The organism is Streptomyces sp. NPDC048191 (assembly GCF_040652655.1).
In the GTDB taxonomy this organism is placed as follows: Bacteria; Actinomycetota; Actinomycetes; order Streptomycetales; family Streptomycetaceae; genus Streptomyces.
On the sequence record NZ_JBEZMO010000001.1, the window covers coordinates 279384 to 306228 of the forward strand.

21 protein-coding genes are annotated in these 26845 nt (G+C 68.6%); 9 read left to right on the forward strand and 12 right to left on the reverse strand.

The annotated features are described in order from the left end of the window. Positions 1 to 71 precede the first annotated feature (71 nt). The 5 genes from AB0D93_RS01290 to AB0D93_RS01310 all read left to right on the forward strand — a co-directional run bounded on the left by AB0D93_RS01290 (position 72) and on the right by AB0D93_RS01310 (position 7032). A complete protein-coding gene (locus AB0D93_RS01290) occupies positions 72 to 332 on the forward strand; it encodes an acyl carrier protein (RefSeq protein ID WP_362110903.1) in 261 nt (86 codons plus the stop codon). Further along, entirely contained in the window at positions 332 to 2389 is a 2058-nt protein-coding gene (locus AB0D93_RS01295; protein ID WP_362110906.1) for an amino acid adenylation domain-containing protein, read from the forward strand. The genes AB0D93_RS01290 and AB0D93_RS01295 overlap by 1 nt, the downstream gene beginning before the upstream one ends. A 68-nt stretch (positions 2390 to 2457) precedes the next feature. Beyond that, positions 2458 to 4899: a beta-ketoacyl synthase N-terminal-like domain-containing protein gene (locus AB0D93_RS01300; protein WP_362110909.1), complete on the forward strand. Its 2442-nt coding sequence runs from the start codon at positions 2458 to 2460 to the stop codon at positions 4897 to 4899. Next, positions 4896 to 6194 (forward strand): condensation domain-containing protein, encoded by a 1299-nt coding sequence (locus tag AB0D93_RS01305; protein WP_362110912.1) that lies wholly within the window; start codon positions 4896 to 4898, stop codon positions 6192 to 6194. Before AB0D93_RS01300 ends, AB0D93_RS01305 begins: the two co-directional genes overlap by 4 nt. A gap of 22 nt (positions 6195 to 6216) precedes the next feature. Beyond that, on the forward strand, positions 6217 to 7032 hold the full coding sequence (locus AB0D93_RS01310; protein WP_362110915.1) for an alkaline phosphatase family protein: 816 nt from the start codon (positions 6217 to 6219) through the stop codon (positions 7030 to 7032). Between the two features lie 24 nt (positions 7033 to 7056). Here AB0D93_RS01310 and AB0D93_RS01315 read toward each other — a convergent pair whose 3' ends face one another. The 6 genes from AB0D93_RS01315 to AB0D93_RS01340 all read right to left on the reverse strand — a co-directional run bounded on the left by AB0D93_RS01315 (position 7057) and on the right by AB0D93_RS01340 (position 13554). Next, positions 7057 to 8379 (reverse strand): condensation domain-containing protein, encoded by a 1323-nt coding sequence (locus AB0D93_RS01315; RefSeq protein ID WP_362110918.1) that lies wholly within the window; start codon positions 8377 to 8379, stop codon positions 7057 to 7059. Continuing rightward, complete coding sequence (locus AB0D93_RS01320) at positions 8376 to 8663, reverse strand: phosphopantetheine-binding protein (protein ID WP_362110921.1); 288 nt, start codon at positions 8661 to 8663, stop codon at positions 8376 to 8378. The genes AB0D93_RS01315 and AB0D93_RS01320 overlap by 4 nt, the downstream gene beginning before the upstream one ends. A gap of 54 nt (positions 8664 to 8717) precedes the next feature. After that, positions 8718 to 10004, reverse strand: coding sequence for an aminotransferase class I/II-fold pyridoxal phosphate-dependent enzyme (locus tag AB0D93_RS01325; protein WP_362110924.1), 1287 nt, complete (start codon positions 10002 to 10004; stop codon positions 8718 to 8720). Beyond that, positions 10001 to 10756, reverse strand: coding sequence for an alpha/beta fold hydrolase (locus AB0D93_RS01330; protein WP_362110927.1), 756 nt, complete (start codon positions 10754 to 10756; stop codon positions 10001 to 10003). Before AB0D93_RS01330 ends, AB0D93_RS01325 begins: the two co-directional genes overlap by 4 nt. Further along, positions 10753 to 12324: an amino acid adenylation domain-containing protein gene (locus tag AB0D93_RS01335; protein ID WP_362110930.1), complete on the reverse strand. Its 1572-nt coding sequence runs from the start codon at positions 12322 to 12324 to the stop codon at positions 10753 to 10755. The genes AB0D93_RS01330 and AB0D93_RS01335 overlap by 4 nt, the downstream gene beginning before the upstream one ends. 78 nt (positions 12325 to 12402) lie before the next feature. Then, complete coding sequence (locus tag AB0D93_RS01340; RefSeq protein WP_362110933.1) at positions 12403 to 13554, reverse strand: acyl-CoA dehydrogenase family protein; 1152 nt, start codon at positions 13552 to 13554, stop codon at positions 12403 to 12405. Positions 13555 to 13659: 105 nt separating this feature from the next. Here AB0D93_RS01340 and AB0D93_RS01345 point away from each other — a divergent pair, with 105 nt between their 5' ends. Next, a complete protein-coding gene (locus AB0D93_RS01345) occupies positions 13660 to 14928 on the forward strand; it encodes an MFS transporter (protein WP_362110936.1) in 1269 nt (422 codons plus the stop codon). A 42-nt stretch (positions 14929 to 14970) separates the two neighbouring features. Here the strand turns inward: AB0D93_RS01345 and AB0D93_RS01350 are convergent, their stop codons facing one another. From AB0D93_RS01350 to aepX, 3 genes are read right to left on the reverse strand one after another with little or no spacing between them, the layout of a single operon-like run. After that, positions 14971 to 16059 (reverse strand): 2-aminoethylphosphonate aminotransferase, encoded by a 1089-nt coding sequence (locus AB0D93_RS01350; protein ID WP_362110939.1) that lies wholly within the window; start codon positions 16057 to 16059, stop codon positions 14971 to 14973. After that, positions 16056 to 17210, reverse strand: a complete 1155-nt coding sequence (gene aepY / locus AB0D93_RS01355) for a phosphonopyruvate decarboxylase (RefSeq protein WP_362110942.1) — start codon at positions 17208 to 17210, stop codon at positions 16056 to 16058. Before aepY ends, AB0D93_RS01350 begins: the two co-directional genes overlap by 4 nt. Positions 17211 to 17220: 10 nt before the next feature. Beyond that, the gene (gene aepX, locus AB0D93_RS01360; protein WP_362110945.1) at positions 17221 to 18840 is read right to left on the reverse strand and encodes a phosphoenolpyruvate mutase; all 1620 of its coding nucleotides are present in this window, start codon (positions 18838 to 18840) and stop codon (positions 17221 to 17223) included. A gap of 89 nt (positions 18841 to 18929) precedes the next feature. Here aepX and AB0D93_RS01365 point away from each other — a divergent pair, with 89 nt between their 5' ends. Further along, positions 18930 to 20318, forward strand: coding sequence for a cupin domain-containing protein (locus AB0D93_RS01365; RefSeq protein WP_362110948.1), 1389 nt, complete (start codon positions 18930 to 18932; stop codon positions 20316 to 20318). A 280-nt stretch (positions 20319 to 20598) separates the two neighbouring features. Next, entirely contained in the window at positions 20599 to 22062 is a 1464-nt protein-coding gene (locus tag AB0D93_RS01370; protein WP_362110951.1) for a radical SAM protein, read from the forward strand. An 81-nt stretch (positions 22063 to 22143) separates the two neighbouring features. Here the strand turns inward: AB0D93_RS01370 and AB0D93_RS01375 are convergent, their stop codons facing one another. Continuing rightward, positions 22144 to 23208: an amidinotransferase gene (locus tag AB0D93_RS01375; RefSeq protein ID WP_362110954.1), complete on the reverse strand. Its 1065-nt coding sequence runs from the start codon at positions 23206 to 23208 to the stop codon at positions 22144 to 22146. A 135-nt stretch (positions 23209 to 23343) separates the two neighbouring features. Between AB0D93_RS01375 and AB0D93_RS01380 the strand changes: the two genes are divergently transcribed. Next, on the forward strand, positions 23344 to 23817 hold the full coding sequence (locus AB0D93_RS01380) for an adenylyltransferase/cytidyltransferase family protein (protein ID WP_362110957.1): 474 nt from the start codon (positions 23344 to 23346) through the stop codon (positions 23815 to 23817). 7 nt (positions 23818 to 23824) lie between these two features. Here the strand turns inward: AB0D93_RS01380 and AB0D93_RS01385 are convergent, their stop codons facing one another. Next, complete coding sequence (locus AB0D93_RS01385; protein ID WP_362110960.1) at positions 23825 to 25117, reverse strand: ATP-grasp domain-containing protein; 1293 nt, start codon at positions 25115 to 25117, stop codon at positions 23825 to 23827. A gap of 685 nt (positions 25118 to 25802) precedes the next feature. Continuing rightward, positions 25803 to 26591, reverse strand: coding sequence for a DNA-formamidopyrimidine glycosylase family protein (locus AB0D93_RS01390; RefSeq protein WP_362110963.1), 789 nt, complete (start codon positions 26589 to 26591; stop codon positions 25803 to 25805). Positions 26592 to 26845 lie beyond the last annotated feature (254 nt).

Below are 26845 nucleotides of genomic sequence, written 5' to 3' on the forward strand. Positions count from 1 at the left end.
GTCCGGACTTTAGACAAACCTCGACTCGAGCGCGATACTACGGCTTCCGGTCAATTGGAGAGGCGTAGATCATGGAAAACGGTAAAGCTGATCTCATCGGTCTCGTCCGTTCCGCTTGGCGGGATACGCTGGGCTATGACACGTTCAACGACGACACCGGTTTTTTTGACGCCGGCGGGGATTCGTTTGTGCTCATCTCTCTCATCGGTAAGCTGACACAATCCTCCGGTCTCACGATCAGGGCCATCGACGTCCTTCGGGCTCCCACCGTTCGAAACCAGGCGGAGTTGCTCGGCCAACTGATGGGCGCGGGTGACGGAGAGCGCCGGTAATGCGCAGTGGTCGGCTCCCCGCCGGGCTGCCCGCTGACACCCGATTCCCCGTCCTTCTCGCCGCGTTCGGCCTGACGCTGAGCAGATTGACCGGTGCGAGCACTTTGCTGGTCGGCGTCGCCGTCCCCGAAAACCCGGTTTCGGTCCGTATCGATGTCGACGACGACCTCGCACCGCACGCGTTCGTGCGCAGCGTTGCGGAAACGCTGAAACGGAGCCTGGGCAGGGAGGAGTTCTCACCTGGTCAGCTCGTCCGGATCTCCTACGCTGCCGAACCTGCGGCGCAGTGCGTTCTCTCTCTGCGGCCGACCGGAACCGGCGGGTCGTTCGAGGGGCATCTCGACTACGCGACGGACCTGTGGAACAGGGACGAGGCGGAGAGATTCGTCGCGAATTGTTCGGCCGCGGTGGAAGAGCTCGCGAAGGCGACGGCCGAGGACCGTCCAGGCATGACGCTGGCGGATGTGCGGTGTATATCCGCCCAGGCGCGGAAGATACTCGAAGCCGTCAATGACACGCCTCGCGACTTCCCGCATTCATCTGTGGACGAACTCTTCCGTAAGGCGGCGGAGCGATGGCCCGCTGTGCCGGCCGTGCGCGACGCGGAATCGGCGCTGACCTACTCCGAACTGGCCGCCGCCGCGGCCGAGCAGGCGAGCCTGCTGCGTACCGCCGGCGTCCGCGAGGGCGACACCGTGCTGGTCGCCGTTCCGCGCTCGGTGGCGGAGACCGTGGCGGTGCTGGGCACCCTCTGGGCGGGAGCCACCTATGTCGGAGTCGATCTCACGCAACCCCCTTCCCACACCGGGAAGATCATCGCCAAGGCGGCCCCCGCCGCCGCGATCGTGGCCGGCGACGGGGCCGCTCGGCTCGCGTCGCTCGGCGTTCCTCCGGTCAGTCCGTGGCGCCGGGGATGGGAGGCCGACGGTGCGGGGGTGACGCCCGCCCGGCCCGACCCCGGCCGACTGGCGTACATCGCCTTCACCTCGGGCTCGACGGGGGAGCCGAAAGGTGTGGCGATTCCGCACCGCGCGGTGATCCGCTTGGTGCACGGTGCCGACTATCTGACGCTGGGCCCCGGGGAGCGCTGTCTGCGTCTGTCGTCACTCGCCTTCGACGCCTCCACCGTCGAGATCTGGGGCAGCCTGCTGACGGGAGCGACGCTCGAGGTCTGTCCGCCGGACCTGCTCACCCCCGGCGAGATAGGCGCTTTCCTCGAGGAACGCCGGATCACCGTGGCCTGGCTCACGGCGGGCCTCTTCAGGCTCGTGCAGGACTTCGCGGCGACATCGTTGGGCTGCCTGCGACAGCTCCTGACGGGTGGAGACGTGGTGCCCCACGAGCACGTCAAACGTGCTCTGGCGGAGAACCCCGGCCTTGTGATCACGAACGGATACGGTCCGACCGAGAACACGACTTTCACGGCGGTCCATTCGCTTCACGACCCCGCAGACATCGACGGGCAGATCCCTATCGGCCTACCCGTTCCCGGAACGCGGATATATGTTCTCGACGATCGTGCGAGGCTGTTGATGCCCGGGGCTGTCGGAGAACTGTATGCCGCCGGGGAAGGACTTGCGGCAGGCTACCTCAACGACAGGACGGAAACAGATCGGTCCTTCGGCTTCTTCTCGCCCGACGTGGACGAGCGGTTGTACCGCACAGGTGACTTGGTGCGTATCGACGGGGCCGGCCGGCTCCGCTTTCTGGGCCGGGTGGACGACCAGGTCAAGGTGCGCGGCTTCCGTATCGAGCCGGGGGCGATCAGTGAGTTTCTGACCGCTCAGCCGGAAGTCGAGGAGTCGGTCGTGACGGTCACGGACGGCGACAGCGCCGACAAGAGGCTCATTGCCGCGGTACGGCTGGCGCCGGAGACGACGGTGACGCCTGCCGAGTTGAGAGACCGGGTGCGGGACCATCTGCCCTCATATATGGTTCCCCCGCTCTGGGCCGTAGTCGACCGGCTGCCTCTCACGGCGAATGGGAAAATCGACCGACGCCGACTCGCGGCCATCGCCATGCCTGCCGGTTCGTTCGCGAAGCAGGGTCAGGTCTGATCAAAGAGCGTTTACCGAGCACGCATTCGGAAGCAGGCCCGGCGCGAACAGATGGAGGTTGTGGCGATATGCCCGAGTCTCGCAAAATAGCAGTCATCGGATTGGCATGCCGCGTTCCCGGTGCGGAGGACTATCGGCGCTTCGCGCAGAATCTGCAAAAGGGAACCGACTCTGTCACGCGCCTGTCGCGCGAAGAGTTGCTCGCCCGGGGCGTTCCGGCACGGCGACTTGATGATCCGCGCTACGTCCCCGCGCGCGGCATGATCCGTGACTCGGACATGTTCGACAACGAGTTCTTCGGCTTCTCCACGTCGGACGCGACGGCCATGGACCCGCAGCACCGCCTGTTCCTCATGACGGCGTGGCACGCGCTGGAGGACGCGGGCTACGCGGCGCCACGGCTCCGTGCGCGCGCCGGCGTGTTCGGTGCGTGCAGCAAGAACTCGTATGCCCCGGTCACCTCGAACGAGTTGAAGCACGTGATCAACGGAACCGCTGATCACCTCAGTACGCGTGTGTCGTTCAAGCTGAACCTGCATGGGCCGAGCATGACCGTGTCGACCGCCTGCTCCAGCTCTCTTGTCGCCGTCACGCAGGCGGCGCAGGCCTTGCTGATGGGCCAGTGCGACATCGCGCTGGCCGGGGGTACAGCGATCGATTTCCCGGAGGAGGGCTACGTCTTCCAGGAAGGCTCGATCCTGTCACCGGACGGGTACTGCCGGACGTTCGACTCGAAGGCGGCGGGCACCGTACCCGGCGACGGTGCCGGAGTCGTGGTGCTCAAGCGGCTGCCCGACGCGATCCACGACGGAGACGTGATCCGGGCCGTCATCTCCGGCTACGGCCTGAACAACGACGGGAACGACAAGGTCGGTTACACCGCGCCCAGCGTCTCGGGTCAGGTCGGAGCCATCACGATGGCGCACACCATCGCGGACGTGAGGCCGGGCGACATCGGGTACGTCGAGGCCCACGGCACCGGGACGGCCCTCGGGGACGTGGTGGAGGTGGCCGCCCTGAGGGACGTGTTCGACAGGGAGGCACCACGCGGCTCGTGCGCCCTGGGCGCGGTGAAGAGCAGCATCGGGCATCTGGACGCGGCAGCCGGGGTCGTCGGGTTGATCAAGACCGTGCTCAGCCTGGAAGAGGGCGTCATCTTCCCCAGCGCCCACGTGGAGACGCCCAATCCGGCTCTGGGTATCGAAGAGAGCGCCTTCCGTATCCCCACCGCGTGCGAACCGTGGCCGGACGACCGGCCGCGTCGTGCCGGTGTCAGTGCCTTCGGCGTGGGCGGCACGAACGTTCACCTGGTGCTGGAAGAGGCACCCGAACGCCCCGCTCCGCCGCCGCGTCACGGGCACTGGCCGTTGCTGGTCAGCGCCAAGAACCCCGAATCGCTCCGGCTGCAGCTGCGGGATCTGGCGGAGGCGCTGTCCGGTGACATCGGCCTGCCGGACGCGGCGTTCACCCTCGCCGAGGGACGCGAGGCGTTCGACTACCGCTGTGCGGTGACCGGAGACGACCTGGGCGAGGTGGCGGGGTTGCTCCGCACCGCCGAGCCGGCGCACCGTCGTGCCCTCGATGAGATCACCTTCAGCTTCCCGGCCGACGCCGGTGCGACGCCGGAACTGGTGCGGGAACTCGCCCGTCGGCACCCCGGTTTCCACGAGGCGTGGGGTCGATGCGAAGACGTGGTGCCCGCCCTGTCCGCGGAACAGTGGGACGAGCGCGATCGTGCCGTCGCCCAGTGCGCGTTCGAGTACGCGCTCGCCCGCATGTGGGCGGCGCACGGCATCGAGCCGACGCGCATCGTGGCATCCGGACTCGGCACGGCCGCGGCAGCGGCGTTCACCGGAGAGATCCCGGTCCCACAGGCGCTCACCCGCGCCGCCGAGGGCAGTTGGGACCGTGAGCGGACGGGAGCGGGCGAACCAGGGGACGGCATCCGGGTCTCGATGACGGGCGCCGGACCGGTCCGGATCGACGGCCACGAGGTACCGGGCCACGGCGACGCGGCCGGCGCGGTGGTGGCCGCGCTCGCCGCGATCTGGCAAGCGGGTGTGGACGTGCGGTTCGGCCCCTTGTTCAGCGGTGGCGGATTCAGCCGGGTGCCGCTGCCGGGTTACCGGTTCAGGACGCGGCGCTACTGGGACCCCCACTACGGGGAGCCGGCGGCAGCACCGACCCTCACCGATCCGGGCGTGGCCGACGCGCGGGCCGGGAGCGGGGAGAAGGCCTCCGACGACGTGATCGCGGGGCAGGTCATGGCCGCCTGGGAGACGGCGCTCGGCGAGACGCCGGACTCGGCCGACGCCGACTTCTACGATGCGGGCGGCGATTCGCTCGCCGCGCTGGAGGTCGTCTCGCAGATCGAGGAACGCCTCGGCGTCCGGCTGGCACTCGAGACCGTGTTCTCCGAACCGACGCCCGGGCAACTCGCCGCCCGTGTAAGGGACCTGCTGCCCCGCGACGCGTCGGAAGACCCGCCCGGGCCGGAGGGCCGGCGGTGAATCTCCGGGACGTCGAACACCATCCGCTGTCGTTTCAGCAAGAGGTGGAGCTGGAGCGTTACCGGCGCATTCCGTACTGTGCGGCCTGCTGCAACGAGGTGCGGCTCTACCGGCTCGAGGGAGAGATCGACAGGGCGTGCCTCTCCCTCGCGGTCGATGATCTCGTCAGGCGTCACGCGGCCCTCCGCACGACCATGGGCAGCCGTGGATCGGGCCAGGTGCAGCAGGTCCACGCGGAACCACAGGACCCTTTCCGCACGAGCGCCTCTCCGGCCGACGACGTCGATTCGCTGGCGCACGTGCTCCTGCAGCGACGTCACACCATGGATGACATCGTGGACGGCAGGCCCCTCTTCCGGGCCGAGCTGCACGACGTCGCCGGGTGTGTGTTCCTTTCGATCACCATCAGTCACCTGGTCTATGACGGTCTGTCGTACGTGATAATCGTCCGGGATCTCGCCGAGCTGTATGCCGCACGGCTGACCGGCCGGCCGGCCGCGCTTCCACCGCTCGGGATGAGCTACGGCGAGTTCGCCCAGCTGCAGAGGAATTCCTGGCGGGAGCTGCGGCACTCGGCCGTGCCCTTCTGGGCCTCGATCGTCTCCGGCTACACCGGCACCGTGCGCTGGCCCGCCCCGCCACCCGTCCAGGCGGCGTCCCCGCAGCCGGCCAGGAGGCATCACGAGCTGGCCCTGCCCGCGGACTGCTCGGCCCGGACGCTGGAACTCGCCCGTGCCCTGAGGGTGTCGCCGTTCACCGTGCTCCTCTGCGCGACCGGCGTCGCGGTCTCCCGTGTCATGCGGCAACGTGACGTGCTGCTCGGGACGCAGATCGCCAACAGGAACACCCCGGCCGTCCAGCACGCGGTCGGCTTCTTCTCGGACATCCGGCTCACCCGGGTCAACTCACTCGGCGTCCGGTCCTTCGACGACCTCGTCGTCGCCGTCCGTGAGGACTGGCGCGCCGCGGAACGCCACCGGGACGCGAGCATCGACCCGGTACTCGAGGCGCTCGGAGGGCCGGAGTTCGTCAAGGTCGACATGGGCGTCGACAGTAACGGGAACGAGGATCTGACACTTCCGGGAGTGCGGGTGGAGGAAATACCGATAACCGCCCCCGACCCTTATTACCGCAAGTTGAAAGTCATGTGGGTGAACCAGAAGCCCGGCTATGTCGCGCACGTCACGTACGAGCCTTCGGCCGTTGACCACCGGGTACCTGTCGAGATAACCGAGCAGATCACCGGCATCTTGCGGAATCCCGGCACGTGCTTCGGCACGGGAAATATTCGATGAAGATCAACCGGAGGTGTCCCGTATGCCCGATCGCAAAGTGATCGTCATCGGCGTGGATGGTGTGCGCCATGACACGCTGCAGGAGGCCAGCACCCCCCACCTCGACACCGTCGTGAAGGCCGGGTTCCTGAGCGAATTCAGCGTGAGCGATCAGGCACCGGTGAATTCCGGACCACTGTGGGCCACCGTCGCGACGGGCGTCTGGCCGGCCTTCCACGGGGTGTACGACAACAGTCTTGCCGGTAATCGGCTGGCCTCTTTCCCCGACTTTCTGCACGCACTCACCTGGATGGACAAAAGCGTGCGCACCTATGTGGCCGCCGCCTGGCAGCCGCTGGCCACGAGAATATTCCGGCCGCCCTCCCGGCTGATGATGATGAACGGCGACAAGCTCGGGTACCACGAAGCCGACGAATCCGTCGCGCGCGACGCCGTCGGCGTTCTGCGGCACGACAAGGTCGATGCCGCCTTCGTCTGCTTCGGCGAGCCCGACTCGGTGGCCCATCGCCATGGCATCGGACCTGAGTACCGCGAGGCCGTCGAGAGAGCGGACGCCCGGATCGGCGACATCACCGCGGCGATCGCGGAACGCAGCGGTGAGGAGTGGACGGTCATCGTCGTCACCGACCACGGCCATCGGGACGAGGGCGGGCACGGCGGCCGCTCGAAGGCGGAGAGCACCGCGTGGCTGGCCGCGGCGGGACCCGGCATCACGCGGGGACCGGCCAGCCACGCCGATGTCTTTCCGACGGTGTTCGCGGCTCTCGGCAGGACTCCCCACAGGGGCTTCGGCCTGGTCGGGACCGCGCTGCAACATGCGGGAGGCGGCGGCGAATGACGTCAGGCCCGCGCCTGGTCCGGGTCACGCGGGTTCGGCGGCGAACGTCCGGCCGAGAGCCGCGACGGTGAGGTCCGGATCGTCCGACACCTCGGCGAGGGTGCGCGTCCACTGCCGGAGCGCCCGCGTGGCCTCGTCGGGGGTGAAACTGTCCGCGGCGTAGTCGACGTGGCAGGTGTAGCCGCCCGCCTCCGCCACCACGTCGACGAACCAGTCGAACTTCACCCCCGCCGGCACGACGGGGACGCGCTCGCACGTGAGGCCGGGAAGCGTCAGCGGTGTGGGCTCCTCGACCACCATCACCACCCTGATGAGCCCTTCACCGGGCAACATGCCCGGTGTGTGCGGCAGATGCCGCGCGACGTGGGCCCACGGAACGTCGCGGTGGCGCAGCGCGGAGATCACGTCTCGTTTCACGGAGCCGCACAGCTCGCCGAACGTCGACCCGGGCAGCGCGCGCAGCCGCAGCGGCATGGTGTCGGTGAAGCAGCCGAACACCCGGTCGAGGCCGGCCGGGCCCCGCTGTGACACCGGGTGGCCCATGACGACGTCCTCGACGCCCGCCGAGGCGGCCAGCGTCATGCCGAGCGAGGCGAGCAGGACGACGGTGGGCGTCGTTCGCAGCGCCCGGGCGCGCTTCTGGACGCGGCGGGCGACATCGGCGTCCACCCTTTCGGTGACCCGGCCGCACCGGTTGTCGTGCCGGGTCGGGAGCGCTCGCCCGGCCGGCGGGAACGCGGGCAGGGGTTCGGCGCCGTCGAGGTAACGGGTCCAGTACGCCAAGGACGACTCGGGTATCCCGCGGGCCCGTTGATCCGCCGCGTACCGGCCGACGGTGCTCCCGGGGGCGGGGGGTTCGACGGCCTGTCCGCCGACGGCCGCCGTGTACAGTGCCTCGATCTCCCTGGACAGCAGGTCGAACGAGTGGTCGTCGACGACGATGTGGTGGCACTGGACGAGAAGAACGTGATCGTCGTGCGCCAGCTTCAGCAGCACCACCCGGAGGGTGGTCTCGCTGATGTCGATCGGCCGCTGCGCCGCCCTTCGCAGCGCGTCGCCGGAATCCTCGCCCTGCGCGTCCACCCGCTCCACGACGAGGTCGGCATCGTGCCGCACGCGCTGGACGAGGCGGTCGTCCTCCAGGACGAACTGCGACCGCAGGGCGGGGTGGCGGTCCCTGATCCGCTTCAGCGCCAGGACCAGCGCATCGGCGTCCAGGTGGCCTCTGAGCCGTTGCGCCCAGCTCTCGACGTAGGGGGGCGTCCCGACGGCGAACTGCTCCGAGAGCCAGAGCGCCTCCTGCACGAACGTCAGAGGATGGTCGTCGCGGCAACGGTCACGGCTCAAGGCGCTGCCTCCCCGCCCGGTGCCGGCAGGAGACTGACGAATTCCGACAGGACATCGAACTCGAACAGCCACTCGGGCTGAGCCTGCCGGCCGGTCTCCCGCTCGATCCTCGTGCAGATCCGGATGGCCTGGAGGGACGTGCCACCGAAGTCGTAGAAGCTGTCGGACCGGCCTATCCGGTCGATGCCGAGGACCTCGGCCTGGATGCGTGCCACCGTGCTTTCGAGTGGCCCGAGCGGCGGCTCGAACTCGGCGTCCACGTGGTCTTCGCGGCTCTCGGTCAACGCGACGATTCCTCCCTCTCATCCGGGGTCTTCTCGGTCTTCTCAAGGGTCTTGTCAGGGGGCGTGCCGCGGGCCGGCCTGGCCGATGACGCGGCCGATGCGCCTGATGCCTTCCCTCAGCACGTCCTCGTCCACGGAGAGCGTGATACGGAAGCACCGGGTGCCGTGCTCGCCGGGACGCGGGCTGCCGGTGAAGAAGCTCCGGCCCGGAGCGATGAAGACGTGCTGCTCCTTGAGCCTGTCGTAGAGCGCGAGGTCATCGAACCAGTCCTCGTCGACCCACACCCAGGCGAACATGCCGCCCTCGTTCGCGTGCAGCCGCCAGTCGACGCCCGGCGGCATGGCGCTGCTCAGCAGCTTCTCCACGAGCAGTCGGCGTTCGAGGTAGAAGGGCCTGACCGCCGTCGAGACCACGTCGTCGATCGCGCCCGAACGCAGACCGGCCGCGACGGCTGCCTGGGCCAGCCTGGGCGTGTGCAGGACCGAGTTGGACAGGCAGGAGACGATCGGGGTGATGAACCGCTCGGGGCCGATGGCAAAGCCGATGCGCTCGCCCGGTAGACCCAGTTTGGACATGCTGAAGCAGTTGACGACGTTCGGATGGAGCACAGGAGGGGCCTGGGTCGGACCGATCTGCGGGAAGGGCCGGCCGTAGGCGTGGTCGACGAACAGGGGCACGTCGAGTCGCTCGGCGATCTCGATGAGGCCGTCCTGTTCCGCCGGACTCAGGGCGCGGCCTGTCGGGTTGCCCGGGCTGGACAGCAGCAGCATGCCGGGGTCCGGATGACGGGCGACCGCGTCCAGGTCGAGGACGTAGCTGAAGAGCCGGCCCTCCTCCCGCACGGGGAGGGACGGTGTTCCGGCGACCCCGCCGGGCACCATGCACAGTCCCTGGTAACCGGTGTAGTCCGGCGTCATCGGCAGGAGGACCCTGCGCGTGCCCGTGCTGCCGGGGCCCGCGAACACCGCGGCCGCGACGAAGCAGAGCATCTGGCTGCCGGGGCTGACCACGATGTTCTCGCTGCCTATCCGCCACCCGAGACGACTGCGGAAGTAGTCGGCGATGGCCCGGACCAGGACCGGCGCTCCCCGGGACGGGCCGTACTGGCCCGCGTCCGCGAAGCTCTCCTCGTGTGCGTGCCAGGTGAGCCGGCGCCACATCCCGGTCACGGCGGGAAGGACCGCCGGATTGCCGATGCCGAGGTTGAGCCACTCGCCGGCCCGGTCGCCCGCGGTCGAGGCCGCGATGTCCTCCATCAGCGCGCGGAGCCCGGACATGCGCGACATCTGGTCGCCGACGTGGGACAGCCGCGGTGGGGTTCCGTCCGCCGCGCGCGTCATGACGGCGTCCGCAGGGACGTGGCGATGTGTCCGTGGATCTCGGGGGCCTGGTCGAACACCGCGAAGTGGCCGCCGTCCAGCGTGAGCATCCGGAACCCGCCGTCCGTCTGCGTCTCCCACGCCGCTGCCTCGTCGAGGCTCGTCCCGGCGTCCCGGGTGGCCGCGAAGACGGTGAGGGGAATGCCGAGAGGGGACTCCGGCCGGTAGGTGTACTCCTCGTTGACCTTGAAGTCGGCCACGAGAAGGGGGTGGATCGAGGCCAGGAGGGCCTGGTTCTCGAGGACTTCCGGCGGAGTGCCCCCGAGACGGCGCAGGACCTCGGCCAGTTCGGTGACCGAGAGACCGCTCAGCCGGGTGCGGCGCATCGGAAGCTGAGGCGCGGGGCGGCCGGAGACGAAGAGGTGGACCGGCGCGGTGCCGCCGAGCCGGCGGATCTCCCGGCACAGTTCGAAGGCCACCAGGGCGCCCGTACTGTGACCGAGCAACGCGTACGGCGGCGGCACATCCGCGATGATCTCGGGGGCGAGCAGGCGCGCCAGTTCGGTCGCGGAGACCAGGGCGGGTTCGCGGCGCCGCTTCTCCCGGCCGGGGGGCTGCACCGGGCACACCGCCACTCCGCCGGTAGCTCCGGTGCCCCAGGAACGGTAGACAGCGGCACCCGCCCCCGCGTGCGGCAGGCAGAGCAGCCGGACCGCGGCGTCCGGCGCGGTGCCGAAGGGCAGCCAGCGACTCCTGACGGGTCGGCCGGTCATGGACGACCGCCTTCCGACGCGAGCCGGGACGCCCGCCGGACCGGCCTCGTGAGCCGGAGCAGGGCGGCGGAGTCGATCTTGCCGTTCGCGGTGACGGGGAACCGGTCGACGCGCTGCACGGTCCCCGGCACCATGTAACCGGGCAGCTGGCGCAGCAGTCGCGCGCGGACGGCCAGGGGGTCGTCGGCGTCGGGCGGCACGGCCGAGTCGTCCGTGTAGAACAGCGAGATCCGACCCACCTCGCCGTGCGCGCCGACGACGGGAACAGCGACGCAGGCGCGGACACCGGGGACGCCGCGCACCGCGACCTCGATCTCCTCCAGTTCCACCCGGTGCCCGCTGATCTTCACCTGCCGGTCCGCTCGTCCGAGGAAATGCAGCACCCCCGACGGGTCGGTGACACCGAGGTCACCGGTCCGGTAGAGGCGGACCGGCGCGCCGTCCACCACGACGGTCGGGAACTTGGCGGCGGTGAGTTCCGGGTCGCCGGCGTAACCGCACGCGAGGCCCTCGCCCGCGACGCATATCTCGCCCGGCTCGCCCTGCGGGCACGGCCGGTCGTCCGGGGCGAGGACCAGCACCCTGGTACCCGGTACCGGCGTGCCCACGGGTACACCCCCGGGCAGGTCACAGTCCTCGGGACGCAACAGGTGAGTGGTGGTCAGCATGCAGTTCTCCGCGGGCCCGTAGCCGTTGCGCAACGGAATGCCCGGATGCCGCCCGAGGAACGCGCGGACGTGTGCGGGGGAGAGCTTCTCCCCGCCGGTCAGCACCTGGCGCAGGCCGCTGAAACAGTCGATGTCCTCATCGACGAAGAGGTTGAACAGCGATGTGGTGAGCCACAGGGTGTCCACCCCGGCGGTCGAGACGAGTTCGCGCAGCGTCCGCGGCATGAGGTGGTCCTCCGCCACCGGCGCCGTCGTGCCACCGCTGACGAGTTGGCCCCACACTTCGAACGCGTACATGTCCCAGGGCAGCGGTGCGGCCTGTGGCGTGGCGTGACCGGGGCCGAATCCGGCGAGTCCGCCGGGCCGGAACATCCGGGTGACCGCCTGGTGCGGGGTGACCACGATCTTGGGCCGGCCCGTCGTCCCGGACGTGAAAAAGAGGGTCGCCGGGGACGCCCCGTCGACGGTGGGGGCCCGGAAGCCGCGGGACCTCGCGGCCACCTCGGTGACGTCTTCCGCGGGCACCGGGAGGACGGGCTTCTTCCCCGGATCGTGTGCGGATCCGTCGGCGGTGACGATCAGCGGCGCGGAGAGCGAGTCGATGACCGCCGCGGTCCGTTCGGCCGGCCAGCGCAGGTCGAGTCCGGCGTAGGCCGCCCCGCACCGGAGAATTCCCAATTGCATCGCGATGAGCTGGGCGGACCGCGGGAGAAGCAGTGGAATGACGGTACCGGGACCGACTCCGCGCTCGGCCAGTTCCGCCGCGTAGGTGTCGGCGGCGGCGTCCAGGGCCGCATAGCTGGTGCGCCGCCCCGCGGAGATGATGGCGGTCGCCTGGGGCTGCCGCCTGGCGTGGGCGGCGAATGCACCGTGAATGGTTGTTTCACATGTGAGGCTCACTGTGGCGTTTCTCCCCCTGCGAAAATGACTCCTGGAACAGCCCACATCTGTCCTGGGAAGGGAATGCGGACGGCAGCGCTAATTCGCGTGGTAGCCGTCCAGGTGGGACAGGGCGTACAGCATGACCTCGTCGGTGCCGCCGCCGATCGACCACGCGGGGCTGTCCCGGAAGTACCGGGCGGTCCACGACTCCTCCATGTAGCCGATGCCGCCGTGGAACTGCAGACAGACCGCCGAGATCTCGCGGGCCAGTCGGCCTGCCTCCAGTTTTCCGATGGTCGCGAACCGGGTCGCGTCCTCACCGCGGATGTACGCCTCCGCGGCCGCGTAGGTGTAGTGCCGCAGCATGTCCAGCCGCGCACTCAGCTCGGCCAGCGTGAAGCTGATGTACTGCTGGTCGATCAGGGGCTTGCCGAAGGCCCGGCGGGTCTTCAGATAGTTCACGGTCCGGTTCAGGGCCGTCTCCATGCCGCCGACCGCGGCGTAGCAGCAGACCAGGCGCTCGTTCTGGAACTGGCTCATCTGCTGGTAGAAGCCGAGGCCCGGCTCGCCGATCGTGTTGCCGACCGGAACCCGCACGTCGGTGAAGGTCAGCTCGGCGGTGTCGGAGGAGCGCATGCCGAGCTTGTCGAGCTTGCGGTGGACCTGCACGCCGGGTGTGTCCGTCGGGACGACGATCTGCGAGAAGCTGCCGTAGCCGGGCTCGTCGGACGTGCGGGCGAGCAGGCAGATCCAGTCGGCCTGCGTGCCGTTGGTGATGTACAGCTTCGAGCCGTTGATCACCCAGTCGTCGCCGTCGCGCGTCGCGCGGGTGCGCAGGGCGGCCACGTCGGAGCCGGTATCGGGCTCGGTCACCGCGACCGAGCAGACCGCCTCGCCCGTGGTCGCCGGGACCAGGTACTTCCGCTTGAGTTCCGCGCTGCCGAAATGGTGCAGCGCCGGGGTCGCCATGTCCGTCTGGACGCCGATGCCCAAGGCCACGCCGCCGGGGGCGACGCGGCCGAGTTCCTCGTGCAGGATCACCGTGTAGAGGTGGTCCGCGCCCTGGCCGCCGTACCGCTCGTCGTACTCCACGCCGAGCAGACCGAGCCGGCCCATCTTGGGGAACAGCTCGTGCGCGGGGAATATCCCATTCGCTTCCCATTCATCCCCGTGCGGCCCGATTTCCTTCTCGGTAAAGTCCCGGACCAGCTGACGAAACGCGTTGTGCTCAGCGGTAAAGGCGACCATGGCGACTACGGTGGCTTCGCTCGACATAATTGTCAAGCGTCTGAAATGCTGGCCTCACCGTAATCGGCCGGGATAGTAGAATGGGGAGGCTGGTACGATAATTCAATGCCTGATTCTGTGATCGCCGCGAAATGGCTCCGTGCCGTACTTCCACCCGCCGGGCCTTTACGCAGGTACGCACTCGTTTCCCTCGTCGATGCGACGGGGACCGGTATGTTTCTCACGGTCAGCGTGCTGTTCTTCACCCGTATCGTCGGGCTCGGGCCGGGCGCGGTGGCCTCGGGACTGTCGCTGGCGGGCCTTGCAGCGATGATCGCCGCGGTACCGCTCGGCTCGCTGGGCGACCGCTTCGGGTACCGGCGCGTCTGGGTGCTTCTCACGGCCGTCCAGGCGGTCGTGTTCGCGGCCTATCCGTTCGTGCGTACCTTCCCGGAGTTCGTGACGCTCGCTGTCATCGCCGCTCTCGCGGAAGTGGGCGGGTCGCCGATCCGGGGTGCCTACCTGTCCCGGATCGCGGGGCAGGAGCAGCGAGTTCGCGCCCGGGCCTACAACCAGGCCGTCGTCAACGGCGGCATCGCCGTCGGTGCCCTGGCCGCCGGGATAGCGCTGGGCGTGGGCACCCGCGCCGCGTACGTCTCGCTGATGCTGGCCGACGCCGCGTCGTTCGCCATCGCGGCCGTGATCCTGCTGACGATGCCTGCGACCCCGGCGGCCCGGTCGGCGTCGTCCCCGCGGTCGCCGGCCGACCGCCCGCGATCGGTGCTGCGTGACCTGCGGTACCTCACGGTCTGCGTGTTGAACGGGCTGCTGATGACCTACGCCGCCATCCTCACCGTGGCGTTGCCGTTGTGGATCGTGCGCCACACGCACGCGCCGACCTGGACCGTCGCCGGCACCTTCCTGGTCAACACCTTCCTCGTGGTGACGCTTCAGGTGCGCGCGAGCCGCGGCACGGACACGGTACGGGGAGCCGCCCGGGGAGTGCTGAAGTCGGGCGCGCTGCTGCTGGTCGCCTGCCTGGTGCTCGCGAGTACCGGAGCGTTGCCCGCGCTCGGCGCGGTCGTCGTCCTCGGCATCGGATGCGTGCTGCTCACTCTGGCGGAGATGCTCCAGTCGGCCGGTGGCTGGGGGCTGTCCTACGAACTCGCCCCTGAGGACCGCCAGGGCGAGTACCTCGGAGCGTTCGCGATGGGTACGCGCATCTACGACTCGCTCGGGCCGATCCTCGTCACCGTCATGATTCTCGGACTCGGCCGGCTCGGGTGGGTTCTGCTCGGCGTCCTGTACGCGGGCCTCGCGCTCGGCCTGTCCGCCGCCGCTCACTGGGCCCGCCGCGCGCGACCGGTACCGGTCGAGGACGCCGTCCACACGTGAGGAGGGGGACGGCACACCTCCGTGTGCCGTCGGCCCGGTACCTCAGTCCCGGCGGCCTACGGTCCGGAAGAGGGTGGAGAACGCGTCGAGCAGGCGCGCCAGGTCCTCCTCGGTGATGTCGCCCATCGCGGAGATCCGGAAGACACGTCCCGACAGCCCGCCCTGGCCGGCGTAGACGATGAAGCCGTCCTGCTTGAGCCGGTCGTGCACCGCTTCGTAGTCGTGACCCGGCGGCAGTCTGAAGGACTGCAGCACACAGGACGACTCGGCGTCCGGTAGCAGCGGTTCGACGCCGAGGGCCAGCAGGGCCTCACGGATGCGCGTCATGCGGTGCCGGAACAACGCCTGCCGGCCCCTCCGGCCGCCCTCCTCGAAGAACTCGTCCAGCGCCTCGTCGAGCGCGTAGAACGTCTGCACCGACTGGGTGAAGGGCGTGGCCCGCCGGTCCTGCTGGGCGAGGTAGGCGTGCAGATCCAGATAGACCGTGCGGCTCGGTGCGGCGGCCGGCGCCGCGCGACGGACCAGGACGAAGGCGCTGCCGGGTACGCCGTGCAGGCACTTGTTCGCTGCGGCCGCGCAGCCGTCGAGATGCCAGCCGTCGAAGTCCAGCGTCTCGGCACCGAAGCCGCTGACACTGTCGAGCAGCAGCCGCGCACCGTGGGCCGCCGCGAGCTTCGACAGCGCTGCGATGTCGTTGAGCCGGCCGGTCGTGGTCTCGTGATGGACCACGGCGACGTGGGTGAAGTCGCCGTCGCCGAGCGCCCGTTCCACGGCGGACAGGTCGATGGCGTCGGACCACGGGGCGGTGACCCGCTCGTGGGCGATGCCGTAGGAGCGGGCGATGTGTGTCATGCGCTCGCCGTACACGCCGTTCTCGACGATCAGCAGGCGGCCGTCCGCCGGTACCAGGCTGGTGAGCATGGCCTCGACCGCGGCCGTGCCGGAGCCGGTGAGCAGCACCGCCGCCCAGTCCGCCGGGTCGAGGGCGTACACATCGAGCAGCTTGCGGCGCAGGCCGTCCTGGAGCGCGCCGAACTCGGGCTCGCGATGGCACAGATCGGGCCGGGACATCGCCTCGCGTACGCGCCGGGAGAGCGTCACCGGGCCGGGATTGAGCAGGATCGTCTTCACGGGGTACGTCCAATGCGGTCCATCAGCCGGTCGAGTACGTCGGGCGGCCGGAGCGCCGGCCGGGGGAGTGTGCCACGCGTGCCGGTACGGATCTTCATGTGCGCGAAGTACGGGCCGTCCTGCTCCGGAGTGCGCAGGAACTCCCGCAGCTCCGTGGCCGAGTCCGTGCGCAGCACCCGGCGGTAGCCGCAGGCCGCGGCGACGCCGGCGAGATCGATCCGGGAACTGACGGTCGCCTGCGCGCCCGTCGAGTCGTGCGCTTCGTTGTCGAGCACCACATGCAGCAGGTTCTTCGGCAGGTACGCACCGATCGTCGCGAGATTTCCCATGCGCATCAGAGCCGCTCCGTCGCCGTCGGCCACGACCACACGCAGGTCCGGCCGGGCCAGCGCCAGGCCGAGCCCCAGCGACGAGGCGCACCCCATGGAGCCGACCATGTACAGGTGGTTCGGCCGGTCCGCGATCGCGTACAGCTCACGGCCGGTGTAGCCGGTAGTGGCCACGACGACGGTGCGGGGCTCGTCGCTGGCGGCGACGATCGCCTCCAGCGCCTCCTGCCGTGAGCCGCGCTCCGCCGCGGTCAGTACATGGCCGCGGCCTTCGACGGGCACGGGCGTCGGCCGGGGAGCGGCTGCTGCCGGTGCCGGCGGATGCGGTGCGCAGCTGCCCTTCTCCAGGACCAGTGCGTACGCCCGGCGCTCCGCGGCCCGGTGATCGGCCTCGTCCAGTACGGCGGAAATCTCCGCCGGATCGCTGGGAAACCGGGTCCAGGGAACGTGCACCGTGTCCAGCAACGGGCCGGTGACGCGGCCCATCAGGTCGTGCTGCGGTTCGTCGTCGACTCCCGGCGCGCCGCGGTGCGTGCAGATCAGGAGCACCGGGATGCGGAAGGTGTGCAGCAGTGAGGTCAGTGGGTTGAGGGCGTTGCCGAGACCGGAGTTCTGCATCATCGCGATGCCGCGATGTCCACCGATCCAGGTGCCGGCGGCGATGGCGACCGCGTCGCCCTCGTTCGCCGCCGACACGTAGCCGATGGCGCCGTCGCCGATGACGTAGTTGATGAACGGGGTCAGGAAGGAGCAGGGCACCCCGGCGTACCAGTCGTAGCCCCGGCCGAGGGCGTCGTGAACGAAGTCGCGGGCCTGGATCACGAGTGCTCCTTCAGGACTGGCCGGCGGTGAACCGGCCCGCCTGCTCCAGATCGGCGAGTGAGTTCACATCGAGCCAGTGCCCGTGGATGTACATGACGCGCACCGGGTGTCCCTCGGCGACGATGTGGTTGAGCAGGTCGCCCAGCGTGAGCCCGTCGAAGTCGGGGCGCGTGCCGAGCGTGTCGAGGCCCTCCTCGATCCAGGCGCGGCCTTCGCCCTGGGCCCGCATCATGCCGATCCAACGGCCGTCGGGCCGTGCGCCGTTGCGGCTTCCGGCGCCGGTGATGCGGCTCAGCAGGACGTGCTGCCCCCAGAGTGAACGGTTGTCGGGGGAGGAGCAGTACGCGTCGTCGCGGTCGAGGCCCGTGTCACTCTCCTGCGAATCGACGACAACCGTCAACTCGCTGTCAGAGTCCATCAGTTCGCGCAGGATGTAGGAGCGGAAGAGCAGGTCGCCGTAGAGGATCACCGTGTCGTCGCGGAAGGCGTGCCGCGCGCAGGCGAGGGAGGCGAGTTCACCGCTCGTGGCGTGGCCGTCGTTCAGGACCAGGTCGATGTCCTTGATGTCGACGCTGTCGGCCCGGTAACCCGCCACCACCGAGATGCCGTCGATCCCCTGTTTGCGGCACAGTTCGACGAGGCGTGCGAGCAGCGGCTTCCCATTGACCGAGAGCATGGTCTTGGGGCGGTCCTGGGTGAGATGCGTCAGCTCGTCGCCGCGGCTCGCGGCGAGTACGACGGCTGCGGTGTCCGGCCGTGTGCCCTTCGCGTAGCGGTGCTCCGCGGCGGCCAGTTCCTCCGCGCACTGGAGTCGGAAGATCTCCTTGATGCTCGCGACGCGGTCCTCGACCTCCACCAGCGACTGGTTCTCGAAGATCTGGCGGGCGGTCCCCTGCATCGCGTCGACAGCGCTGCGTATGAGGTGGTTCGCCCAGATCACCAAGCTGACCCCGGCATCGCGGAAGACGTGCGTCGGGGTGCTGTAGTACTTGGTCGGCACGATCACGAGCGGGGCGCGCCCGCCCCATTCCCTCGCGAACTCGAGGATCTGGTCCGGCTTGGACAGGGCGCTGTGAATGAGGATGGCGTCGGCACCGGCCTTGCGGTACGCCTCGGCGCGAGTGATCGCCTCACGGGTGTCCCGCCCCGCGATGTACGCCTCGACGCGCGCGACGACGCAGAAATCGTCGTCGAGCTGCGAGTCCTTCGCCGCGGCGATCTTGCCGCAGAACTCATTGACGTCCGCGAGTAGCTGCCGTTCGCCGTTGATGAAACTATTGGTCTTCGGGAACGACTTGTCCTCGATGCACACGCCGGCGACGCCGCGCTGCTCAAGTTTACGCACCAGTCTCCGGGCGTTGTTGAAGTTGCCGTATCCGGTATCGCCGTCGAGAAGAATCGGTACCGAGGTCGCGTCGGCCATGAATTCGACCATGTCGACGACCTGGGTCCAACTCGTCTCGTTGTTGTCACGCACCCCGAACTGTGCGGACAATGCGAGTCCGGAGGCCCAGATCCCTTTGAAACCGGCCTCTTCCGCGATGACCGCGCTGATGCCGTTGTGCGCTTCGAGAATGAACTCCAGTTCGTTGGAGCGCAGCATGTGCCGTAGTCGGGCGGTTTTGCTCACCGCACCGTCGGGCCCGACTCCGGGCCCGTTGACGACATGCTTCGCCGGAAAATGCAGCGAGGACACTCCACCTCCCAGTTGATCACCGTATGTTACAGAGCGGCCAATACTTCGGCAACGCTAGTTGGCTGTATGAGGATACGCGCAGAAAGTTCACCGAGATGGGAGAGACCGAAATGACCGCCGATGAATCCACAGTCGACGCGTTGCGGCAGTTGTTTCCGCGCGCGAGTGAGCGCAACGCGCCGCGGACGCACTGGGCCGAAGGCCGCCACCTCGTCGAGCATGGTGATCCGAAAGACCTCGAAGAGCGCATAGCCGAGCGTTTTCCCACGCCCGAGGCGCTGGCCGAGTTCGCCCCTGACATGAAGGTGTCGGTGTACGGCTTCCGCGACAAGGACCGCGCCGCGGGAACCGCGGGCGCGACGGAGAACGTACAGGACCTGTACACCTTTCCGCCGACGTCGATCAGCGACGCGGTGCCGCTCTACCACTCCGGCCACACCATCGTCTGCTGGCGCATGCTGGAGCACCTGCCCGAGGCGCGCCAACGGGGCGCCGGCATCCTGGAGTCGCTCGGCCTGCCGCATCAGCCGGTGGCGACGCGGGGGCTGTTGGACCCCTGGAGCAGCACCTGGCCGTTCGTGCTGAGCATGGTGTACACACCTGCGGGAGCCGGCTCCGGACTGGGCCTCCACTACGACCGGTTCGACAGCGTCGTGGTGCACCTGCGCGGACACAAGCGCTGGCGTGTGGGCCGCCATCCGTTCCTCGAATACCCCCTCTACAACGAGGAGCTCGCGGCGCGGCTGGACTTCCCGCCCTCCCTGCCACGCATGGGCACGCAGTCGGAGCTGGTGACCGATCTGGAGGTGATCGAGATGCGGCGCGGCTCCGCACTGATCATGCCCCGCGGCATCTACCACACGACGCTGGCCGACGACGAGGCCTCACTGTCCCTCGGCTACCACTTCTCACTGCCCACGTGGTCGCATGTCGTGCTGGCCGCCCTGGAACGCCGGCTCACGTGCGATCCGCGCATGCGGACCACCCCCTTCGACGCCTTCGGGCCGGCCGGGCCGTCCGCCGAGGCGCGGGAGGGGATGGCCTGGGCGGCCGGGCGCGCCAGGGAGGCACTGGAGGATCCCCAGAAACTGCTCGAGGAAGACCTGCTCGGCAATCTCGCCTCCCACCACCAGGCGGCCTTCCAGGTCGAACCCGATGCCGCGGCCCGGCTGCTGATCGCCGAACCGCCCGTCGTGGTCGACTACGGCGGGAAGGGAGTCGACGTCGAACTGCCCGCCGCGGCCGCCGGACTCTGCCGCTGGATGCTCGCGGACGCCCCTGACTGGTTCGGCTTCGCCGAGGCACTTGCCGCTGGCGAGGGGCAGTTGAGCCCCCGGGCCGTGTGGAACCTGCTTCAGCAGTGCGTCGAGGCCGGCCTGCTGCGGCGGCGGTGGGGCAGCCCGAGCCGGTAGGTTCGGCCGGCGTGGCCACTGACCGGGTGTGCAACCGCGGAAATTCCGGGGTTGCACACCCGGGGCGCTTCCTCAATCCGATCTTCCGCGGTTGACCTGGTTGAAGCGTATATGTCAGCGTGCAGGTCCTATTGTCGCGGTATGGCCGACATCGGTGGGAGCGTGGATGGCTCAGAAAGTCGAAGTCGTAGTGCAAACTCGGGGCGCGAAGCGGCACGCACGGAAGAAACCATCGGATTTCCGGGTCCTGCTGGTTTATCCGAACATTCAGCAGGCGGCGATGATGCCCTATTCTATGGGGCTCTTCACCGCACTGCTGCGCGAACGAGGCTTCCAGGTCGATCTTTTCGACAGCACCTTCTACGCGGAGGACCTGACATCGAACTACGTCCACTACCGGACCTTCGTGAAGCAGTTCGACTGGCTCGAACGTGATGTGCACTTCCGGCAGACCAGAATGCTGGACGACTTCCGGGCCAAGGTGGCGGAGTACCAGCCGGACCTGATCGCCGTCTCGGTGGTGGAGAACACCTACTCCATCGGCCGAGCCATGATCCAGGCGCTGCCCGAGAAGGACCGTAAGATCCCCACCATCTGGGGTGGCCCCTTCGCGACCTTCGCACCCAATTTCATCCTGCGTGACAACGTGGGTGATTTCGTGTGCCGCGGTGAGGGCGAGATCGCGCTGATCGAGCTGTGCGAGCGGATGTGCGACGGCCGGTCGCTGACCGACATCCCCAACCTCTGGGTCCGGGAGGACGGACAGCTGTACCGCAATCCGCTCGGCCCCCGGGTGGACCTCGACCAGCTGCCGTTCGCCGATTACAGCCTGTTCGAGGAACAGGCGATATACCGGCCGATGGAAGGCCGGCTCTGGCGGACCATCGGCATCGAGAGCCAGCGCGGGTGCCCGTTCCAGTGCACCTACTGCAACTCCCCCGGGCAGAACCGCATTGCTTCCGCCGAACAAGGCAGCAAGTTCTACCGGCGCAAGTCGCTCGACCGCACCATGGCGGAACTGGAACACCAGCACAGGCTCCACGACATCGAACTCGTCTACTGGCTCGCCGACACCTTCCTGGCGCTTCCGACGCGGGAGTTCGACGAACTGGTCGAGCGCTACGAGGACTTTCGCATCCCGTTCTGGATGAACACCCGGTCCGAGACCATGACGGAGCACGCGGCCGACGGTCTCGAGCGGATGAACATGCTGCGCACCAGCATCGGCATCGAGCACGGGAACGCCGAGTACCGGCGGAAGATGCTCAAGCGGTTCCAGACGAACGACCAGTTGCGCCGCGCCTTCGAGATCTGCTCGGGCCGCAGCTTCTCGACCACCGGCAACTGCATCATCGGCATGCCCGAGGAGACCCGTGAACTGGTCTTCGAGACGGTGGAGTTCACCCGACGGCTGCCGGACGACATCGACACCGTGGGGTGCTTCATCTTCTCGCCGCTGCACGGCACCGAGCTGCGGAAGATCGCGGAGCAGAACGGATACCTCGACCCCGACACGTTCTGCGACATCACGGACCTCGAGGTGAGCATCCTCGACCAGCCGCAGCTCAGCCGCAGCGAGGTGATCGGGATCGCCAAGTGCTACGGCCTCTACCAGACCGCGCCGGAGTCCGACTGGGACCGGGTCCGGCTGGCGGAGCCGGACACTCCCGAGGGCGACGCGGCCTACGACGAGCTGGTGCGCGAGTACCGTCCCGGTGACATAGGCGCCGCGGCCGCCGGCTGACGGTGCGGCGGTTCCTGCTGCCATGACGAGAGGGCGTCCGCCTCGGCGGACGCCCTCTCGTCATACCGGGACATCCTGCGTCTAGTCGAAGTAGCTCTTGAGGACACCGCGCCGACGGACGTCGAGGGTGGCGCAGTGCAGACCGCCGCCGAAGACGTAGTGATCCTTGAAGTCCACGAGAACCGGCTTCATGCCGAGGTTCTTGAGCATCTTGATGGTCGGTTCCTCGTGCTTGTCGACGACGACCCGTTCCTCGTCGAGGACCAGGAGGTTCATCGACAGCCACCGGCTGGAGAGCTGGAACTCCGCGGGCGCCACCCCCTCCGGGGCCTCGATGATCTCCCAGCCGGCCCGCTTGAACATGTCGAGGAGTTCTGGCGACAGACAGGGCCGCGCCGGGCAGGTGAGCACCCGGCCCTCACCGAGCGGCACCCAGGTCGTGTCGATGTGGACCGGACCCGAGGAGCGGAAGCGAGCCCGGTGGATCCGGTACTTGCTGCCGAGGTGCCGCTCCAGCCACCTGATGCCGAGCTCGTTGGTGACCTGGCTGCGCTGCACGATGATGTCGCGGCCGAACCGTACGAAGTCCGCGGCGTCGAAACAGGGTTCCGCCTCGTTGGTCATGTACTGGCCGACCAGCGGACCCACGTCCTCCGGGATGTTGGGGTCGCCGCGGAAGAACGCGAGGTGCTCGTCCGGGTAGTCGTAGTCGTACATGTGCCGGCCCATCGAGCACTTCGGGGCCGCGGTCCACCGGGCCCCGCGCTCGAAGTACTGCTGGAGCAGCGAGTGGTACTTGAGGTGCTCGAAGTAGCGGGGAGGCAGTGCCATCGGCGCCTCGATGATCTCGTCACCCACGACCAGGAGCACGTCACGGACGTCGGCGTTGAAGAAGCCGGTCGACTCGAAGTACGGCGTGCGGAACTTCTTGGTGGCGTAATCGACGGGCTCGGGCCGGGTGACCTTGACTCCTTCGTCCTCGAGGACCTTCTGGAGGTTGTCGAGGGCCTTCGAAGCGCCTTGCACCAGATGCTCGGGGTAGGGCTCTCCGGCGTGCTGCCGATAGAAGTCCCAGTAGTCACGGCGCACCATGACCTTCATCTCGTGCGTCAGGGGCGGAATCGTCACCCCCTCGATGGTGCCCACGATTACTTCCTCAAGAGGGTCCCACTCGTTGTGGGAACTGACTGCGGAAGTGGCTGTTACGTCGTCTGCGTGTGAATCCGCGATGTTCAAGTTCCGTCCTCGTCTTGAGTGAGTCTACGGACAATACTGACGGCGATGGCTGAGTTCCGTGGAGCTTGCGAGGTGGCATCGACCATGACAGACCGTGCCGGTATGAGCAACCAGAAACGTGTCTACGTGGACATGGTGGGAGACCTCTTTCACTCGGGGCATGTGTCGCTTCTCAAAGAGGCTCGTGAATTTGGTGACTACCTCATGGTCGGCGTGCTCTCCGACGAGGTGGTGGCCTCGTACAAGCGTCGTCCCATCATGAGTCTCGCCGAACGAATCGCGGTGATCGAAGCGTGCCGCTATGTCGATGAGGTGCTCCCGGACGCGCCTTATCGGGTCACCAGGGATTTCCTGGACCGACACGACATAGCGTTGGTGGTGCACGGCGACGACATCATGCCCGAGGTCGTCGAGGAAATCTTCGGCGAGGTATCCGCCGCCGGCAAGCTGCGGTTGGTCTCCTACACGCAGGGAATTTCCACCACGGAACTGATCACCCGGTGCCGAATGGCACGGTGACCACGATTCATGTGCTTCTCGCGGGTGAAGTGGCGGCTCGGAGGGAGGCCCCGTCGATGCTCAGGGACCCGTCGGGCATCTCGAACTCGTAGGTCAGCAGGGCGAGGCACTCGTCGATGTCGCGCATCATCTCGGCGGGTGAGCCGGCCGAACCCGAGACGCAGTCCAGATAGGTCATGTCCGGGTCCAGCGGAGCACCAGGTATCACATACAGCTGATAAGCGTCGACCATGGGGTGGGTCAGAAGAACGTCACGGCCGGACACGGAAACAAGCCGACGCGCGTCCACAGGGGCCCGCGTGGTGTACTGAAAGTGCGTCAGGCCGTCGGGCTTTCCTGCCGGAATTCCCGGCCGCCCCAGTGCGAGATCGGCGGCCACCTGTATGAGATCAAGGCCCTGGGAACGTCGGTAAAGGGCGGCCATGAATCCGCCGAGCCGGCCGTTCACCTCTATGATCCGAGGTCCTTGTGCGGTCAGCTTCACCTCGGTGTGCGTGATGCCGTGCCGGACCCCGAGAGCGCGCAGTGCGGTTCCGACCAGCTCCTCGATCTCGCCGAGTGAATCCGGGGCGAAGGGCGCGGGACAGAAGTGGCCCATCTCGCGGAACGGCGGCGACAGGGGGAACTTGCCGGTCACGCCGATGTGCCGGATGATGCCCTCGGAAGAGACCGACTCGACGGACACGTAGTCCCCGTACGGATGCGTGGGCAGCCCGACCAGGTACTGCTCGGCGACCAGATCCTTCTCATGGCCGGCGGCCGCCCGGTCCAGCAGCCGCGCGACGAGTGCGCGTCCCTCGTCCGCGTCGCGCACCGGCCGCGCGTTCCTGCTCCGCTCACCGCACCGGGGTTTGACCACCAGGGGCAGCCCGATCTCGTGGACTGCCGCGTCCCAGTCCTCGGTGCACGTGATCAGCCGACTGTCCACGCCGCCCGCCCCCGCGGACGACAGCAGGGCGCGCTGGGTGTGTTTGTCGGTGAGCGCCGTGGCGGTGGCCACGTCATGCCCTGGGAGGCCGAGCCGCTCGGTGAGCCGGGCGCCGACGGGAATGCCGCCTTCGCTGTAGGTGACGATGCCGGTGACACCGGCGGCTTTCAACCGCGTCGCGTCGACCGCCGTATCGCCGGTCAACTCCACCACGGTGCCTGCCGTCTCGATGAGCGGCAGGTAAGAACGCGCATATGCGTCATTGCCGATGGCAAAGACGACGGGATCGTAATTTTCCAGCGCGATGAGCAGCTCACGGGGCGAGATGGCACCCTCGCTGAACAGTACACACAAGGTCACCGGGCTAGTCACCTCTCCGGTCTCCGATTTTACCGACGGGCCTCTGCAAAACGCCGATTACCGCTCCGGGCCCACCGTCCGGCCGGGCCGAACATTATGCGGCGACTCCGGGGCAGGGAATACGTACGAGTAACCGCGCGCGGGGTCCGCAACAATCGGTGGCCGTCCGGAAGAAGTTTGTCTAGGGTGAGCCCGGGGCTTCGGCACGATCGACCGACGTCCGTTTCGTGATGGTTGAGGCGGAGCGGGGCGAAGGGGCGCCGATGGCGGGGTCGCGCCAACTGGCCGTGGCCCTTGGTGTGTTGCCGGTCCACATCCGGGAGGCATCCTCGGTGAAGGCCGTGTCGCGCACGCGGTGCCTGGACGGCCTGACGGGCACCGGGGAACGGCAGCAGGGCGGGTATTTCCCCGTTGCCGAGATCGTGGCCCGCCGCTGGTGTGAGCACGGCCGGGACGAAGCGCTGCCCCTGCTTCGCCGGCACCCACGGTCGTCTCCATGACCATCCCCGACGACGGCCCGGTCCGCGAGGCGGGAAACGATCCCGGTCGGCATGGGTAATGGCCTTCGGGATTGATGCGTAGGCGCTGACCAGCGCACGGCGCGGTCGGTGGCGAGCCGGGGTGGTGTTCAACGCCGGTGGGCCCGCGGCCTGGTCATCCCGACTTCCCCGGCCAGGGGGTCAGGCGCGCGCGGGGCTCAGGCCGCGCCCCGCTGGCACCGCGGGCACCACACCGTGCCGCGGCCCGCCTGGCGGGTGCGCCGCAGGTGGGTGCCACAGCGGGGGCAGACCGGGTCGGGGTCGTCGCGGTGGCCGGTGAGCCACGAATCGCGCGGCGGGACACAGCCGGCGCTGACCGCGGAACGCAGCGTGCGCCGCATGTGGCTGTACAGATGCCGCAGCTCGGCCTGCGTCAGATCGGCCGCCCGTGCGCCGGGGTGCAGCCCGGCACGCCAGAGGATCTCGTCGGCGAGCAGGTTGCCGAGACCGGCCACCACGGACTGGTCGGTCAACGCGGTCTTGATGCGGCCACGGCGTGCGGACAGCGCGGCCTCGAACTCCTCACGCTCCACGGTCAGCGCATCGGGGCCCTGACGGTCCAGCACCCGGGCAACGGCCAGGTCGTCGTCGGCCAGCCAGAGGCCCTGGAGCTTGCGCTGGTCGCGGTAGCGGAGCTGGCGGTCGCCGCTCAGATCGAACAGGACGCGGTCGTGGGCCTCGACGGCGTCGTCGGGACGGGCGCACAGCAGTCGGCCGGTCATGCCGAAGTGCAGCAGCAGGGTGGGGCCACCGGTGTGGGCGAGCAGCCACTTGCCGTGCCGCTCCGGCGTGGTGAAGCGCCGGCCCTCCAGCGCGTCCCGCAGCCGCCGCACGCTCACCCCGTGCAGGACACCCGCGTCACGCACGTCGACGCGGCGGATGACCCTGCCCTTCGCGCAGGACACGAGCACACCGCGGAAACCCTCGACGTCCGGCAGCTCAGGCACGGCGGACGCCCCGGCCGGAGACCTGTTCGCGCCCCGGGCCCGCCGTGGCCCGCCCGCCGCAGGCGTTCCTTCGCACCGGTCCCATGGTCGTCTCCCGTCAGGTGGCCGCTGCCCCCTGACCACAGGTTTCCCCACGCCACCCCCCTCGTGCCCGTCACTGAGCCGGAAGGCGTACGGACAACGCCCCCCGGCGGTCGGGCGAGAGCTTCCTCACGTGCCCGTGCGGTCGCAGGCCGGTGGCTCGCTGAGCGGCG